13 protein-coding genes are annotated in these 15,828 nt (G+C 48.9%); 7 read left to right on the forward strand and 6 right to left on the reverse strand.

Annotated features, from left to right (window positions below; translation table 11 throughout):
* Positions 1–223: 223 nt before the first annotated feature.
* The gene (locus SC127_RS10600) at positions 224–1,126 is read right to left on the reverse strand and encodes an alpha/beta fold hydrolase (protein ID WP_332626261.1); all 903 of its coding nucleotides are present in this window, start codon (positions 1,124–1,126) and stop codon (positions 224–226) included.
* 606 nt (positions 1,127–1,732) lie between these two features.
* Here SC127_RS10600 and SC127_RS10605 point away from each other — a divergent pair.
* The 3 genes from SC127_RS10605 (at position 1,733) to SC127_RS10615 (ending at position 4,859) form a co-directional block, all read left to right on the forward strand.
* A complete protein-coding gene (locus tag SC127_RS10605; RefSeq protein WP_332626263.1) occupies positions 1,733–2,512 on the forward strand; it encodes an MBL fold metallo-hydrolase in 780 nt (259 codons plus the stop codon).
* 129 nt (positions 2,513–2,641) lie between these two features.
* The gene (locus SC127_RS10610; protein WP_332626265.1) at positions 2,642–3,616 is read left to right on the forward strand and encodes a GlxA family transcriptional regulator; all 975 of its coding nucleotides are present in this window, start codon (positions 2,642–2,644) and stop codon (positions 3,614–3,616) included.
* Between the two features lie 127 nt (positions 3,617–3,743).
* Positions 3,744–4,859, forward strand: coding sequence for a serine hydrolase domain-containing protein (locus SC127_RS10615; protein WP_332626267.1), 1,116 nt, complete (start codon positions 3,744–3,746; stop codon positions 4,857–4,859).
* 243 nt (positions 4,860–5,102) lie between these two features.
* Here SC127_RS10615 and SC127_RS10620 read toward each other — a convergent pair whose 3' ends face one another.
* Positions 5,103–6,008: a LysR family transcriptional regulator gene (locus SC127_RS10620; RefSeq protein WP_243079616.1), complete on the reverse strand. Its 906-nt coding sequence runs from the start codon at positions 6,006–6,008 to the stop codon at positions 5,103–5,105.
* A 43-nt stretch (positions 6,009–6,051) separates the two neighbouring features.
* On the opposite strand from SC127_RS10620, the gene SC127_RS10625 reads away from it, so the two are divergent.
* Both SC127_RS10625 and SC127_RS10630 read left to right on the forward strand, forming a co-directional pair.
* Positions 6,052–7,194, forward strand: a complete 1,143-nt coding sequence (locus SC127_RS10625) for a zinc-dependent alcohol dehydrogenase family protein (protein WP_442955744.1) — start codon at positions 6,052–6,054, stop codon at positions 7,192–7,194.
* A 277-nt stretch (positions 7,195–7,471) separates the two neighbouring features.
* Positions 7,472–8,203 carry a 2-phosphosulfolactate phosphatase gene (locus tag SC127_RS10630; RefSeq protein ID WP_332626269.1) on the forward strand — a complete coding sequence of 244 codons (732 nt, stop codon included), beginning with the start codon at positions 7,472–7,474 and terminating at the stop codon, positions 8,201–8,203.
* A gap of 207 nt (positions 8,204–8,410) precedes the next feature.
* Here SC127_RS10630 and SC127_RS10635 read toward each other — a convergent pair whose 3' ends face one another.
* Positions 8,411–8,782, reverse strand: a complete 372-nt coding sequence (locus tag SC127_RS10635) for a DUF427 domain-containing protein (RefSeq protein ID WP_332626271.1) — start codon at positions 8,780–8,782, stop codon at positions 8,411–8,413.
* 202 nt (positions 8,783–8,984) lie between these two features.
* Positions 8,985–9,683: a glutathione S-transferase family protein gene (locus SC127_RS10640; RefSeq protein WP_332626273.1), complete on the reverse strand. Its 699-nt coding sequence runs from the start codon at positions 9,681–9,683 to the stop codon at positions 8,985–8,987.
* A 165-nt stretch (positions 9,684–9,848) separates the two neighbouring features.
* Between SC127_RS10640 and SC127_RS10645 the strand changes: the two genes are divergently transcribed.
* Positions 9,849–10,760 (forward strand): LysR family transcriptional regulator, encoded by a 912-nt coding sequence (locus SC127_RS10645; protein ID WP_243079621.1) that lies wholly within the window; start codon positions 9,849–9,851, stop codon positions 10,758–10,760.
* A gap of 292 nt (positions 10,761–11,052) precedes the next feature.
* Here the strand turns inward: SC127_RS10645 and SC127_RS10650 are convergent, their stop codons facing one another.
* Positions 11,053–12,411: an esterase-like activity of phytase family protein gene (locus tag SC127_RS10650; RefSeq protein WP_332626276.1), complete on the reverse strand. Its 1,359-nt coding sequence runs from the start codon at positions 12,409–12,411 to the stop codon at positions 11,053–11,055.
* 915 nt (positions 12,412–13,326) lie between these two features.
* Complete coding sequence (locus tag SC127_RS10655) at positions 13,327–14,073, reverse strand: HNH endonuclease (protein ID WP_332626280.1); 747 nt, start codon at positions 14,071–14,073, stop codon at positions 13,327–13,329.
* 168 nt (positions 14,074–14,241) lie between these two features.
* Here SC127_RS10655 and SC127_RS10660 point away from each other — a divergent pair, with 168 nt between their 5' ends.
* Entirely contained in the window at positions 14,242–15,525 is a 1,284-nt protein-coding gene (locus SC127_RS10660) for a DUF1173 family protein (protein ID WP_332626282.1), read from the forward strand.
* Positions 15,526–15,828 lie beyond the last annotated feature (303 nt).

A 15,828-nucleotide genomic window follows, 5' to 3' on the forward strand; every position in this document is an offset into this window, starting at 1 on the left:
AACGGGCAGCTGGCTGCCATGAAATGATTGTTGAGCGCATCTCGGTTTGCAGGTGCCCGTGTCCTGGCAGCAGCCTGCTTTATTTCGTCTGTTGTCAGTTCGGAACAATGCCTTATCGTCGTCTGCGACCGGGACAGCAATGCGCAGGCTGATCAAAAAAATGCCTTAATACCGCCTCGTAACCGCCCACATAATCTGCCTCAGCTTTTGCATAATGTGTTAATTAGTCATGCGCTTTAACGTCTTCAATGAATTTAAGAACAGCATTTGTTACTGCCTGCGGCTGCTCTTCTGGCTGAAAGTGCCCGCAATTCTTAATCAAATCGCCTCTGATATTTGTTGCGTAGGGTCTTACCGCAGCTGCGATATCCGGAATCGATCCCTGGTCCGCACTTAATCCGAGTACCGGCATGGTCAGCTTATTTGTGCTCAGCAATAATTTATTCTGAGACGTAGACATTGCGGCCGCCCGATAAAAACTCAATCCTGCTCGCATACCGCCTGGCGCACTGAAAATACGAACATATTCATTTAACGTTTCTTCAGAGTAGCAATGAGGATTGACGGTCTTCTCGTGGAAAAACCAGGCGAGATATTCACGCTCCCGTCCCTGTAAAAGAATTTCGGGAAGATCTGGCAGAGCATTAAATGAAAAGTGCCATGTTTTCCATGATTTATCAGAAGAAGTGGGAAGAAACTCCGGCATTGTGACGCCGGGTATGCCTGCATCCATTAAAACCAAGGAACTAACTTCGCTACCGAAAGTTAATGCATAGGGAAAAGCGACCCAGGCACCCACATCGTGAGCGACAAGATGATAGTTATCCAGACCTAGCGAGGCGATAGCATCATGAAGGCGTTCTGCAACGGTCTGTGTATCATAGCCATCTACAGGTTTGTCGCTGTCTCCCTGTCCGGGTAAATCAATCGCTAACACGCGAAACTGCTCACCGAGCGTGGGCATAACATGCCTCCACGCATACCAAGATTCCGGGAAGCCGGCGAGTAGAACGATAGTTTCAGACGTATTCGCGCCCCCATCAACGTAATGGAATCTCAAATCATTGACGCGCACAAATTTGTGCTCGAATCCTTTAGGCGCAGAGGGCATATCAAATTTTTGCATTATTAATTCCGGATGTATGTAAATGGTTAGTGGGTGAGTCATCGCTTTTTCAAAGCAAACAAATTTGTATGGATCTCTTTCACTGCTGAGTAACCCGCAAAGGAAAGCAGCATAATTCCTTGATTTAAAAATCAATATTTATTGAAAAGCCGTACCCGACCACGAATTTTTACTGCAAACGATTCTGGCATGGACTATCACAATCTATTTATAGAATAATCATTTCCTAAATGATTAGCTAAGAAGCTGCCTTTAGGCAAGAAGATTTTTCTTCTGAGTGATCAATAGATATTTACTGAGGATAAATTAATCAATTTAACTCAACGCAAGCTTTTCCCTTGCTCTGTTAAGCCTTCATGATCGTTGACCGCAATCGCTGCCATTGATTCAGGAATAACACGAATCACCTTGTATAGCCTGCTGCTTGTTTACAAATGCACGGCAAAAACGGACCACTGATATTGACCCGATTTCATCGACTAATGGCCTGAGAGCCTGTCACGTATCCTCCCTTCTTCCTCTTAGAGTAAGCCATCTCGCAGGCAGCTGCGGTACCACAACACATACAGGGCTGAGCCTGAATCTGATTAATCACTGGGGTAATCAATGAAATTAACACAAATTCGCAATGCTACGCTTGTGCTGGAATATGCCGGTAAAAAGTTCCTTATCGACCCGATGCTGGCAGAGAAAGAAGCCTGGGATGGCTTTGCCGGGAATGCACGACCCCATCTTCGCAACCCTATGGTTTCCTTGCCGGTTAATGTTGAGAGTTTACTGTCTGTGGATGCTGTTATCCTGACACATACACATACCGACCACTGGGACGAAGCGGCGCAGCAGGCAGTACCTAAAAACATGCTTGTTTATACGCAGAACGAGAGTGACGCAGCGCTGGTTAGCTCGCAGGGTTTTCTTAATGTGCGTGTTCTGAAAGAAGAAAATCATTTTGTCGATGGGCTGACTATTTATAAAACCGATGGTCAGCACGGCAGTAACGAATTGTATGCCGATGCGCTGTGGGGCGATTTGCTTGGCGATGCGTGTGGGTTGGTCTTCACACATCATGATGAGAAAACGCTCTATATTGCAGGTGATACCGTCTGGGTTAAACCTTATGTAAGAAGCTTGCAGCGTTTCCAGCCGGAGGTTGTGGTGCTTAACACTGGCTATGCTGTTAACGATCTTTACGGACCGATTATCATGGGCAAAGAAGACACATTGCGCACGCTTAAGATGTTGCCAACTGCGACCGTCGTGGCCTCGCACATGGAATCAATAAATCACTGTCTTCTCACCCGCGCTGAGTTGCGCGAGTTTTCGCTTGAACACGGCATTCAGGATAAAGTTCTTATTCCGGCAGACGGTGAGACAATGGCTTTCTAATAGCGCTTTCCGCCCGGTTGAGGGGAGCATACACTCACGCAGTGCTATCTGTTCCCCTCTTTAAACTAAACTATCAGTGATTTATCTGCCGGTAAGCCGGTAGTTATTCTTTACGGTAAGGTGACTTTCATGTCTGCTCTGACGGTTGCCGTGATCGCCACGGCTGGATTTAGCCCGTTTCACTTTTCAGTACCTTGTATTCTTTTTGGGCAGTCGATGCCGCAGCCAGACTTATTTCATTTGGAAATCTGTGCCGAAAAACCCGGTGTAGTGCTCTCTGATATTGGGCTGTCCATCAACGTAGAGCACGGACTTGAGCAGCTTGACGTTGCAGACATCATCATTGTGCCTTACTGGCATAATCCTGATGAAAAACCCTCGCAGGCTCTGTTGGATAAGCTGATAAGCGCATGGCAGCGTGGCGCTGAGGTGGTGGGTCTTTGTTTAGGCACTTACGTATTGGCCTATTCAGGCTTACTTAATCAGCACCGTGCTGCAACACACTGGGAATATGAAAAGGACTTCATCAAACGATTTCCTGCCGTTCATCTTGACAGCAACTCGCTTTATACCAGCGACGAACGTCTTATTACCTCTGCAGGTACGGCGGCCGGTATTGACTGCTGTCTGAATATCATTCGTAACCATTACGGTTCTGCAATTGCCAACCGCGTTGCAAGAAGAATGGTTGTGCCACCTTACCGGGAGGGCGGGCAGGCCCAGTTTATTGAACGCCCGGTCCCGGCCTCGACGCGAGACAGCAAAATCAACGAGCTGATTGAATACCTGCGTCGCAATCTGGACAAGCCGCACGATCTCGACTCTCTGGCTGGATTTGTCAATATGAGCCGGAGAACGCTGACGCGTCATTTTTCCAAGGCAACCGGAACGACACTCGGAGAATGGCTGAACGCGGAGCGCCTTCAAAGAAGCCAGGAACTGCTGGAAACAACGGATAGCAGTATTGAAAGCGTGTCTGAAATGGCTGGTTTTCAGTCGCCCATCTCTTTTCGCCAGAGTTTTAAAGCGAGATTCAGTGTCAGCCCAAGCGAATGGCGCCGGGCATTTCGAGGGCCTGAGTATGTTGATCACAAAAGGATGTGAGAGCAGTTAAGAAAGCGGGGGTGATTAAATTGATTCGCTGACGAACGGTATTTCCCTGCTGGTGGCTTAAAATTACTGTACGCAGTGGAATAGATAAAATAATAGATAAAATAAAGGAATGGAGAGAATGAGTCCTTGTGAAATTGCGTTAATAAATCTGCTTAATCAGATGGCATTGAAAACCTTTCCGGGCCTTACTATGGCTATTGGCAAAGGAGATAAAATAATATGGCAGCATGGAGCGGGTTATGCTGATGCTAAAAATAAAAAAAAGTCAGAAATGATTTTTGGTATTGGCAGCATAACCAAAATTTTTGTTGCAGTGTTAATTCTCCAGTTAAACGAGGAAAATTATCTCACTCTCGATGAACCTATATCTACTTGGCTGGACAAAAATGTCCTTGCAGACGTCGCAAATGCAGAAAGCGTGACTGTAAGGCATTTACTCTCGCATTATTCAGGTATACCCAGCTGGGAAGATCAGCACTCATGGATTCATGATGCTCGCGGTAAGAGGGTCAAACCGGAAAAGATTTGGCTGCCACAGGAAAACCTCGACTATATCCGGGGTAAAAAACCGCTGTGTGCTCCAGGAGAAGCATTTCATTATTCTAATAGTAATTTCACTTTATTAGGTTTGTTGATCGAAAAACTTACTTCTAATAGCCTCGAAGAGGAGTTATATAAAAGAATTATTAATCCGCTTTTGCTGAAAAGCACCTCTCTTGAATCGGTTGCCTCTTTAGAAAATCAGTATTCTTCCAAAAGATTCCACAGGCTGGATCCTCATTTTATTAAAAAAGCCGGAGTTTCAGACTATTTTAAGATTGAGCCTAACAATATTCTGGATGTTTCCGCGATCAATCTCTCTGTAGAGTGGGCGGCCGGAGGGATCGTTTCTACTGCACAGGATGTTGTTAATTTTATTTTGGCGCTCAAAAACGGTAAATTGCTCAATCCCAAAACCATGAAAGAAATGCAACAGTGGATGCCAGCCGATAATGCTGAAATGGGATTAAGTTTATTTAGAATGGATACTGATTACGGCACAGCCATAGGTCACGGTGGAAACGTTCTTGGTGCCAGCGCCTGCGTATGGTGGTATGAAAAAACAAACTGTGCACTTGCCATACTCACCAATGTTGGATCAATGCATGCTAGTCCTGATGCTCACTGTGCAAGTACAATTTTCAAAAACGCAGAAGTGGGTAAACTGGCACAGGAAATATGTTCTTATTATTGAAAATAACAATCACTTTACGTCTGAACTTTGGCGTGATCTGATCTATTTTGCTTACTAAGAGCAGCGCCTCGCGAAAAGCCCGACTCCATATCGGCATCATATTTATAATCGTATCCAGGTTGTTATTTACAGCCGTGGCTATGACGTTTCCGTTTTCTGAACCGAATGACTGCATGCATTACGTTTTCCATATCTAAAAAAATGCTCAGCATTTACTGCCAGTGCAGATGTTAATCGCTGCCGTTAACGCTGATGGTACTTTTTAAATAATTCAGAGAACCATTCGATAAAAACCCGAACCTTAGGGGGGAGATAGCGCCGGTCAGGGTAGAGGATGGAAACCGGTTTAGTCACCGTTGCATAATCAGATAAAATTTCCGTCAGCCTGCCGGTTTCGATGTAAGGTTCTAATGCAGTACGTAATGCGTGGAGCATACCGAGGCCCGACAGACCGCAGGACAGAAGAACATCTGAATTATTAACCCGCATACTGTATCCTGGACGCCGTGAAACAATCTCTCCGTTCATGACAAATTTCCATTCCTGTACATCCCGGCTGTGTTCACTGAAAAAATAAACGGCTTTATGATGATCAAGTTCATCCGGCGTTAGAGGCGTGCCATATTTTTCCAGATAGGACGGTGCTGCACAGGTGACCATCTGAAGGTCGCCCATACGACGCGAAATAAAACTTGAATCAGCCAGTTCACCGAGTCGAATAACGCAGTCGACGCCCTCTGTAATCAGATCAGTCAGTCGATCTGAAGCCGTCAATACTATTTCAATCTGTGGATACAAAGCCTGAAACTCGCTTAGACCCGGTATCAGAATGCTATGTATTAGAGCCAACGGGGCATCAATACGAAGCTGCCCGCGAGGAGGCTGACCTGGAGAATAAGAGGCCATCATGTCGTTGACATCGGTCAGAAGCGTTTTAGCTCGCTGATAAATTTCCTCTCCTTCAGCCGTTACACTCAGGCTGCGTGTTGTGCGGTGCAGTAGTTTAACGCCCAGCGTATCTTCCAGCTGCTGTACAGCCTTACTAACCGCAGGCCGATGCAATTGCAGAGCATCAGCGGCCCGGGTGAAGCTATGCAATTCAACGACCTGAACAAAAATATCCATCAACTCAAGCATATTTGAGCGCATAATTTTTCAACTCCGCAGTTATTTTCCAACCGAAATTGTGATAATGCGGATTATATTCCATCCGGATTGTTTCTCCTGCAGTAACACTGAAAATCTTTTATGCGGCTTTTTACCCCTGCCCGTCTTTCTTATCATTGCCCTATCTAATGCAAACCTATGGGAAATGAAAGAAATGAAAGCATGGTTATTGAAAGACTTTGGTGTTGAAAACTTAAAGCTTGAAGAGGTTGAGACGCCTACACCAGGGCCGGGTGAACTTTTGGTTAAAGTAGGCGCGGTTTCGCTTAATTTTAGGGACAAGGCAATCGTGGAGGGCTTCTATGAACCTCATCTTGTTCCAAAGCCACTTATCCCTGTCTCTGATGCGACAGGAACCGTTGTTGCTACAGGTGAAGGTGTGACCCGTTTCACTACAGGCGATCGCGTTAACTCACATCTCTATTCCCGCTGGTTAGATGGCGAACCTGCTGCCGATGAACCTGCCTGGTGTATTGGAATGCCGTTACCGGGAGCGCTGGCTGAATACATGATTCTGCATGAGGATAGCGCAGTAAAAGCCCCTGACAGCATGACAGATGAGGAAGCCTCAACGCTTCCTATCGCTGCACTGACGGCATGGTACTCGCTAATGGATATTGGTAACTTGCAGCCCGGACAAACCGTTCTGGTACAGGGAACTGGCGGCGTCTCCGTTTTTGCTGCTCAAATAGCGCATGCATATGGCGCCCGCGTCATTGCAACGTCCAGTAACGATGCTAACCTCGATCGCATTAAATCCTTGGGGGCAGATGAGGGGATTAACTATAAAAAATATCCTGATTGGGAAAGCAAAGTTCTCGAACTGACTGAAGGTAAGGGAGCTGACGTAACGGTGGAAGTCGCCGGTGGCAATGGTATCAACCAGTCGATCGCTGCGACAAAAGTTGCCGGAACGATTGCTCAGGTAGGTTTTCTTACTGGCCAGACAGCACAACTTGATTTGATGCCGTTAATTTTCCGCCAGACGACAATCAGGGGCATTGCGGTTGCTCCACGTTCCTCTTTTGATCGGATGAACCCATTCCTCAATAAACATCAAATCAAACCCGTAATTGAACAGGTTTACCGTTTTAACGAGGCGGTAGAAGCTTTTGAGCACCTTTCTCGTGGAGCATTTGGCAAAATCGTCATCAAGATTGATGGCTGATAACGATTTTTGACTTTACCAAAATCGGGCAGTTGTCATTGAATGCCCGATTCATTCGAACTCACTAGCCATAAGCGTTTAAATCGCTTTAACAATGCTTTTAATCGTGCTCCTGAACATAATCTAAATGTCCGCTCCTTGCTTATAACACTTTTTTGCCTATCACTACTGCTATGTGCCAAAAGCGGACATTTGTTAGTTAGGGTTTTAAAGAAACGAAGCTCAACATAGCTATGTTAAATTCGACTCACAGAAAAACTTTAACCGAGAGAAAATAATGGAATGGTTTAGCCAGGATGGGTTCGAGGTTCGCCTTGAATGGGGCCAGGCGGCTGTAGATTACTTAGCCGAAAAAGCAGACTGCGCCGTAATAGTCGACGTTATGTCCTTTTCCACCTGTGTGAGCCTGGCTGTTGAAAAAGGTGCCCGCATTTACCCCTATCCGTGGAAAGATGAATCCGCAAACGAATATGGTATGAAAATCGGCGCGAAGGTAGCCAGCCCGAAGAGAAGATTCAGCGGTGATGGTTACAGCCTGTCGCCCGTTTCTGTTCAAAACATAAGCGATGGCGAAAGGCTTGTCCTGCCATCCCCTAACGGATCGACCCTTTCTTTCCGGGCGCGGGATACCGGGGTTCCTGTTTTCAGTGGTTGTCTCAGGAACATGTCTGCAACTGCGAATGCATGTGGCATTTTTAAACGTATACTGATCATTCCCTGTGGAGAGCGATGGCCTGATGGCAGCATCCGTCCCTGTGTCGAAGATTACGTAGCAGCTGGCGGCATTATCGATGTGATGGGGCGCGGAAACTGCTCACCAGAAGCACAGGCGGCGGTTGCAGCCTGGCAGTTTTATCAGCAGCAAAATCTGCTTCCTCTTTATAAATGTTCCTCAGCCTGTGAACTTCAACAGCGCGGATTCAGTAAGGATGTCGAACTCTGCCTTGAAACAGATGCAGCTAAGCGGGCGTGCCAGTTATATGGCAATTTTTATGCACCAGGTGCATGAGTCTTTAATCCAGCTACGCTGAGCCAGAATTCAGGATTGCCTGAATAATGTTTGGAAAGCCAATGCCCGCTTTTCGCTCTTAGCAGACCTTGCCCTGCCGCATATCCGCTCTGTGCCAAAAGCGGACATGTAAATCAACCGACGGTACAAGGAGTGAAGCGCGTCAAGGTTCGGGTTTCTGAAGGAGCAAATAAGCTCTGTCGCGCCCTAAGCGACGTTGATAGCGTCAACCCGGTTAGGATAGAACGCCAGGTAAGAGGCTATTTGTGCTGCTCCAGGAAACGGGTGTTCATAAGTCCATACGGCGTTCACGCTACGTTCTCCACCCACTGGAATGCTGTAGTAAGCGCAGTCCCCTTTGTAAGGGCAATACGTTGCATGGTCGGTACGCTCGAGCTGCTCCATGCGAACATCGTCGCGCGGGATGTATAGGACTGCCGGGTAGCTTGCTTCCTTCAGGCATAGCGCTCGGGTGGTGTCCGCGATGGCCGTTCCGCCCAGCGTCACTGTAACGCGGCGAAATTCGGGCGTAATCGTGATCGGATGGTCCAGCCCAGGCAGTTTTATAGGTTTGTTCATACGTTACACATCCGTAAAATGACAGAAGAAGCGCAGCGGGTTATACACCTGCCGCGCAACGCTTTAGACGTTAGCTTTAATCTCACTGAACCGACTACCCTCGGCGGAAGCAGATTACCACGCCTGCTCGCTACCGCCTCTAAGTAGACCTCTTCTATTGCGCGAAATCCACGGTTGGATTTCGCGCGACTTTAAAGTTAGATCACGCCTTGTTATCGAGCTCAGGGATACCGCTGCTACGGTCTGCATATGCCGCCTGGAAACTTGGACGCTGCTGCCAGCGCTGCCAGTAGGCGTCCAGGAACTCGAATCGTTCGTCCAGCGGCGTAGCATTCACCGGGAACTTCGAGAACGCGATCGCGGTTGCCAGCGTAATGTCGGCGAAAGTAGGCTCGTCGCCCCCCAGCAGCCATTGGCGTCCGTCCGAAAGATGTTTGTTGACCAGTGCAGCATGGGCCAATGCTTCTTTGCGGCAATGTTCGCCCCAGGCTTCGTTCTTCGTCAGTTCGAGTTTGAAACCGAGACCGGTATGCAGAACGTGGAAAGCCGTGACGATTCGATACAGGATGTGAACCCAAATGCGGTTATCCCACATGTTGTCCAAGCCCTGTTCCAGCGGTGTCTCCCCCATGATCTTGCGGCCGGGGTAGGACTGGTCCAAATAACGGACGACAGCTGCAGTTTCGGAGATATAGCTACCGTCAGCAAGCTCGAGGGTCGGCGTCTCACCCCAGGCATTCATTTTCAAGTGACGCCATCCACGCTGTTCGCCAACCGGCGTCATGTCGTAAACAGTCTCCTGGAACTGATCAGCGATCCCTTTTTCATGCATGAACAGGCGCAGGCGCTGTGGGTTAGGGAAAGCCGAAGGCGAAGTGAAAACGTTCAGTTTGCTGGTCATAGTGTAGCTCCTAAAAGTATGTCGAGGTGTAGGCCAAAACCGTGCACTGCTTGAGTAGCGCGGCCTTGTCGCGTTGATGCTGTAGCAGTAGATGTACCTTAATGCGTTGTTCCTTGTTGATAAACCATGTAATAATCAATTCATTTATTACAAATGGTAATCAATATGGCAGCGGGTAACCCACTTCAACTTGGCAGCATTGAACAGTTCTGTAGAGCAGCGGAGACCGGCAGCTTCACCAGTGCGGCTGAGATTCTCGGTTTGACGCCGGCCGCAGTCAGTCGGTCGATCAGTCGGCTCGAGCAGCGCCTCGGAGTACGTCTTTTTTTGCGGACCACCCGCGCCGTAAAGCTTACAGCTGAGGGCGAGCTCTATTGGAAAGAATGTCATCTGGCGCTTGAGCAGATCGCCGAGGCTGAGCGAGCGATCACGGGTTCACAAACCGTCCCAAGCGGACCGCTACGCATTAGCGTCAGTGCTGCTTACGGCACGTTTCGCCTTTTACCCTTAATGCCCAAGTTCACTGAGCTTTATCCGCAGATCGATATCGAGATTAGTATCTCGGACAAAATAATCGACTTTGTTGAAGAGGGCTTTGACCTGGCAATTAGGCTAGGCGTTCTGCAAGATTCGCGTCTTGTCGCCTTCAAGCTTGAGGACGCCTCGCTTGGGGTATTCGGAACGCCGACATACCTTGCAAAAAAAGGTGAACCATACCGTATTGATGACCTCAATCAACACGATTGCATCCAGTATATATCACCGAATACAGGGCGCCCGCTGCAGTGGCTGTTCACCGATGAGTCAGGTACTTCAATCGAGAAACAGATAACGAGCCGGATGCGTGTACTTAATGATGCGTTAGGGGCTGTCGCTTGGGTTAACGCGGGCGGAGGCCTTTATCAAACCTATCGCTTTGCCGTGGGAGACGCTTTAAGGCGTGGAGACCTTGTAGAGGTCCTTCAAAAATACGGAGGCCGCTCTCGCCCGTTTTCGATTCTTTACCCCCAGAATCGTCATCTATCAGCGCGAGTACGCGCATTTGTAGAGTTCTTGCGATCTGCAGTGAAATCGTAACTTACAGGATGCGCTCGATATCGAAGTCGCAGCTTTTTTAGCACGATCAGCCATTCTCTCAGCGTCTGCTGGCGGCCCAGGCTGTATAAAAACGCGAAATCACAATGTTTTCAGGGGGCGCTTTACCATTCCCTACCTCGCCGCTTCTGACTCATAGCGGACGATGTCTGGCCCGTAGCCCGCTGTGACCAGACGCCGAGGAATGATCTGTCGATGGCAAAACTGGGCTGCATCCGGCTCTTTTACAAAAAGTGATGCAATTAAGGGGCGCAGCCTGGGGTGAGGAGAGTGTTTATTTCAGCGGTGCCGCCAGCGTAACAATCCACAATTCGCTGTCCGACTCAGGTTTCTTCAGCGGCTTTACGCCGATAGTCGTTGCAACCGGCTTATCATCTACCGTAAGCGTCCCCTGTTCGGTCACCCGATAATCCTTACGCTTCTTACCTTCAACCGGATTTTGCATGACCGTTCTCACGCCGAAGTCATTGTCATTGGTGACCGCCAGCGTTTTATTGTCGATCAGCGCCAGACCTTCGGCCTTCTCCTGCTGCCAGCCGAGTTGACGTAAATCGACCACCAGCGTTTTAGCGGCGAGCTTAATGCCGCGCTGCGCCAGCGCTTTCTCGTCGTCAAACTCCGGATACTCGCCAGGCTTATCGAACGCTGCAAGCTCGGTAGCCGGGCTAAGATCCACCTTATAGATAAGATTGCGCATCGCATCGTCTTTGTCGCTGCCTTGTTCAATCAGCAGGATATGCTGATTGTCGAGCGCCACGATATCGCCAATTTTTGCGTCGCTGTTTTTAGCGTAAGCGGCGCTGTCGATAGGGTAACCATACATCGCGGTTTTCCCGGTCGCCGGATCGAAGCTCACCAGGCGGGTAAAGCGCGCCTGCTTTTTACTTTTACCGTTGATATCCAGCGTGCTCTGCACCGCGGCGATGATACGCCCGTCCGGCATGCGGGTGAGCCCTTCAAATCCACGATTTGGCTGACGCCATTTGAGAACGTTCGGCAGACCGCCCGCGATCGATTTCTCTCCCTCTGCTGCCTGCGGCCCGTGAATTGTCAGGATCTTGCCGCGCGCATCAACGTTAATCAGGAACGGACCATACTCATCGCACAGCCAATACCCTCCTTTGCCGTCCGGCGTAATACCTTCCGTATCCAGACCGCGGTTATCGCCATGCAGCACTTTCAACGTATCGCTTAGCGCGATTTCATTGGTTGATCCGATGACGCCATCCTGCAGCGGCAATCCGTTAATATTGCCCTTATCGTCATGCAACGGTCGGGCGTCCGTGGCCTCCGCTTTGCCGTTCTGCACCCGAATATTCATCAGCAGCGGGGCGAACTCTGGCGTGACGAAAATTTTTGCCTCTCTCTTACCCACATCAGGCGAGTCAGCATTCGGCCCACGATCGGTGACGGTTGCGAAGGTGAGCGCATCCCCCTGCTTGCCGGTAAACAGCAAACCGGAGCCGATCCCCACCGGCAAACCATTTGGAAACGCGCTGGCAAACGCGCCGTTGTAGCTTACACGCGTACCTTCGGGAAAACTGACGATATAGCGCTCGACCTGCGGCTGCGCCGCGAGCGTTGATGAAGAGAGCGCACAGCCAATAACCAGAGAAATAGCTTTCATTTTCATATTGTTAATATCCATGTAGGGAAGCTAACAGCATAAAGAACAAAAATGACAGAAAAATGAAATCTCCGGGAAACATTGGCTGCTAACAGGTTGATTTCTTCACCGTTAAGAAGGTGGATGGTGAGAGAATGAACCTGTATGTTTAGATATTATGGTCAAAATTCCAGGACAAAGGGGGTGACATTGATGCGGACACTGGCCCGTAATGCCTAAGGCAGGAAGTTCACTGAGACAGGCGTCGCCTGGCAAGGTAGCTAAAGATGTTCAGCCTGGTGGCGTCTTTTCCCTGAACCGGTAACGTCCGCTTTTTGCTCATAACTGAATTTTAACGTTACATGAACGGACATCAACCTTCTCGCCCGTAAGTCTCTCAACAGCATCAATTGCATCTGGATCACCATGCCAAGCCATGCAACTTAAACAGTCGCCACCACAATCAAAATTCAGTGTTTCTGGTACTGTACTCATTGGCTGGCCACAAGTCTGGCAATTGCTCACTTTCATTGGAAACACATCCTTATGATATTTTCGACGCTAGGCTACCTAACATCCCCCTTTATGTTCCGCTTTTCGCTTAAAGCAGCCCGTCATGCCTGCTTAAGAAATGAGCTTGACGCAGGGTGTTTTCCGCTTTTCAGGCGGGTCCCCTAGAGTAGATCTACGGCTTTCCTGATCGAACATCATCCCGGCATAGCGTTGATACGACCATCCTGCATGCTCCAGTGACGATGCAACCATCAAGCTGAAGCCATCACATTCCAGAGGCGCTGCATCAACAACTGCGAGTCGTTTAGAAAGATAATTACGACGCTTTTTGCTCATATTTTTCAGGTGCTGATAAATATGATTGGGTGGGGGAAGCAGTTGCTGCTTAATAAGGCGTCAGCTGAGCATCCCTCACCGTTAAAAAAACAACTAACTGCCTGTAGCCATCACGCCGTTTTTCGTATTCCTTATTTTCACAAACGCCTGCTGTAATTCAACCGCATCATCACCGTGGTGAGCCCTGCGATGGTCATCCGGGCAAAGTACGATCAGATTAGACAGCTCATCAGGCCCCTCATCTTTTAAGGCCACAATGTGATGCACTTCCGCAAAGATTGCGCCGTTGCGCGTACGGAATCCTTTTTTCCCACAGAGCTCACACGTGCCGCTGCTTCTGACCATAGCCATCTCACGCAACTTCCTGCTTCGCTTAACCGCTGGTGATTCTTCGGAATCAGATGTGCTGTCTACCGATCCTTTCTGATCGATGTACCTAACCGGTTTGCCTCTGGTCAGTGTGATCTCACCCGTTGACGGTTCATATTCCGCACTCCACTGGACGCTGTCCAGAACTCGCAGGTTACTGTTTTTTTCTTTATGCAGGATGACCTGAACGGGAAGGTTTCGCTCGATAACGGCCTGGTAAATTCTGTCTGTCTCTTCGCCAACATGACCCTGACCACGGGATATGTACCGGGTGACATAGCTGCCTTCCGGTGCGGCAGGCGACTCCACTTTATGCATCCAGATATTCATGACAACGATATCGCCCTCAATCCATGCCCATCTCATGTTCTGGCGAGGATAGTTTGCGTGGGGCCAGTCTTGTAGTTCCATACCCGCCTCTTTAAGCAGGGCATATATTGTCGTTCCTTTCTTGAGTTCCGGTAAGCTCATGAATCCTCCTGGTGTGATTAAGTACTATCGGCAATGGATGCGCGCCTTTTACAGATAATTCAGGGGAGGGGCTCAGAAAACTGGCAGGACAGTGCTGTTTTACCTCATGTTATGACTGGTCTGTTTTATCGGAGCTGATAAGTTAGTTAAAAACGACAGGGGGCGACCGTGAAAAAGAACCGGTACCAAATTAATATTACCCGTAGTGGGGAAACGAAGTCTTACAGCGTGGGATTTCAGACAGAAGAGAAATTCGTCAGATCATGGCAATCCGTTCTGAAACAACATCACGGTCATGATCCACTCGTGCAGTGCTGCTGTCCGGGCACGGGTGACCGCAGGTTTGCAATCCGGCTGCGAAGAGAATCTGGCAGATATCATCTCAGCCGGTTCAGCAACAGTGGCATTGAGCATTTCCCGGAATGTGTCTGGTACTCATCAGCCTCGATTAGTGGACAACAAAGCTATACAGAGGGAGTAGTGGAAGAGGAGATCGATGGCACACTGAGAGTACAGCTTGCCGTTTCCCTTGATGGCGAGAACCCCGTTGATCGGCAACCAAGAGGAGACGGACCTCCTGGTAATCAGGCGGGGGGAAAGACACAGTCGGTTATGAAACTGCTGGGGCTGTTGAGCCTTCTTTGGACGGAGGTGGGACTTAACGTCTGGTATCCTGCAATGAAGAATAAACGATTCACCGGCTCGGTTCATGGCTGGCTGGAACAGGCAGCAGGCCGCGTACGTGCCGGTCGCACCCGGTTGAGCGATGTTTTGCTGATCGGTGCTCAAAACGCGACACCGCAGGCTGAGGCAAACAGCGATAAACTGGCTTCAGCGGCATCTGCAAAAAAGAGGCTTGTCGTCATTACCTCACTGGCCGGGTGGAATGAAGAACGCGAAGTTGCAAACACACACGTACCCGTCAGAGATTTTGCTGGTCTACCGAAACTTGAAACTGATGCCGGAACCTGGCAAGAAACCCTCAGACGGCATCCCTCAGAACATGCAGCCTGGAAACGAGGAGAGCGGGTTATCCTTATTGCCCTGACTGACGTACCTGTAGGCAGAGAGGCAAAGGTGCTGAGGATGGCTTTGATGTACGTCAGTTCCCGGTGGATACCACTGGATTCCTCACTGGAAGGAATTATCGAGGAAAAGCTGGCTGCTGAAGAACGAAGCTTTATGAAACCTCTTCGATACGATTCCGAAGAAGATGATGTGTTTGCTGATTTTCATTTGCTGGATACTGAAACAAACCATCTGCCGATGGAAGTGTTTGGTATGGGTACGCCTGAGTATGTCATCAGGAAGAACCAGAAGATGGCGATCTATAATTCCCGCTATGGTACAGCAGGCTGGTGGTACTGGGATGCATATAACTCGCCAGATACGGCAATGATCCCTGTATTTCCACCAGCCAAAATACGTAAACATAAGGCTCTTCAGAAGTAGTCAGTCGATACAAGGCCTGAAATGTCCGATAGCCAGAAGAGGGCAAAAGCCCTCACATTGCCCGCATTCTCTTATTTAATTACGGTTGTAGCCGACCAGGCGGCTTAAAAGAACTTCTTTCCAGTGAGAGTTGTGCACGGCCTCTACAAGGTCCGGGTGCAGGACAGACATGAACAAAAATCAGCGTTCACAGGAGTCTGTAATGACCAGGCCGACCTTAGCCGTAACACTGGCTAAGGGAGTCAGAAATACATTCTGTGATTTAACAGGTAAAGTTACTTTTAAATCAACCTAAAAGGGGCT

It is taken from the genome of Pantoea sp. T14, from assembly GCF_036663535.1.
GTDB lineage: Bacteria > Pseudomonadota > Gammaproteobacteria > Enterobacterales > Enterobacteriaceae > Pantoea > Pantoea phytostimulans.

Coding starts and splice junctions, on each gene's coding strand:
- SC127_RS10645 (WP_243079621.1), top strand. CDS start 9,849: ATGGCAGCGGGTAACCCACTTCAACTTGGCAGCATTGAACAGTTCTGT.
- SC127_RS10630 (WP_332626269.1), top strand. CDS start 7,472: ATGGAATGGTTTAGCCAGGATGGGTTCGAGGTTCGCCTTGAATGGGGC.
- SC127_RS10640 (WP_332626273.1), bottom strand. CDS start 9,683: ATGACCAGCAAACTGAACGTTTTCACTTCGCCTTCGGCTTTCCCTAAC.
- SC127_RS10605 (WP_332626263.1), top strand. CDS start 1,733: ATGAAATTAACACAAATTCGCAATGCTACGCTTGTGCTGGAATATGCC.
- SC127_RS10615 (WP_332626267.1), top strand. CDS start 3,744: ATGAGTCCTTGTGAAATTGCGTTAATAAATCTGCTTAATCAGATGGCA.
- SC127_RS10650 (WP_332626276.1), bottom strand. CDS start 12,411: ATGAAAATGAAAGCTATTTCTCTGGTTATTGGCTGTGCGCTCTCTTCA.
- SC127_RS10635 (WP_332626271.1), bottom strand. CDS start 8,782: ATGAACAAACCTATAAAACTGCCTGGGCTGGACCATCCGATCACGATT.
- SC127_RS10620 (WP_243079616.1), bottom strand. CDS start 6,008: ATGCGCTCAAATATGCTTGAGTTGATGGATATTTTTGTTCAGGTCGTT.
- SC127_RS10610 (WP_332626265.1), top strand. CDS start 2,642: ATGTCTGCTCTGACGGTTGCCGTGATCGCCACGGCTGGATTTAGCCCG.
- SC127_RS10625 (WP_442955744.1), top strand. CDS start 6,052: ATGCGGATTATATTCCATCCGGATTGTTTCTCCTGCAGTAACACTGAA.
- SC127_RS10655 (WP_332626280.1), bottom strand. CDS start 14,073: ATGAGCTTACCGGAACTCAAGAAAGGAACGACAATATATGCCCTGCTT.
- SC127_RS10600 (WP_332626261.1), bottom strand. CDS start 1,126: ATGCAAAAATTTGATATGCCCTCTGCGCCTAAAGGATTCGAGCACAAA.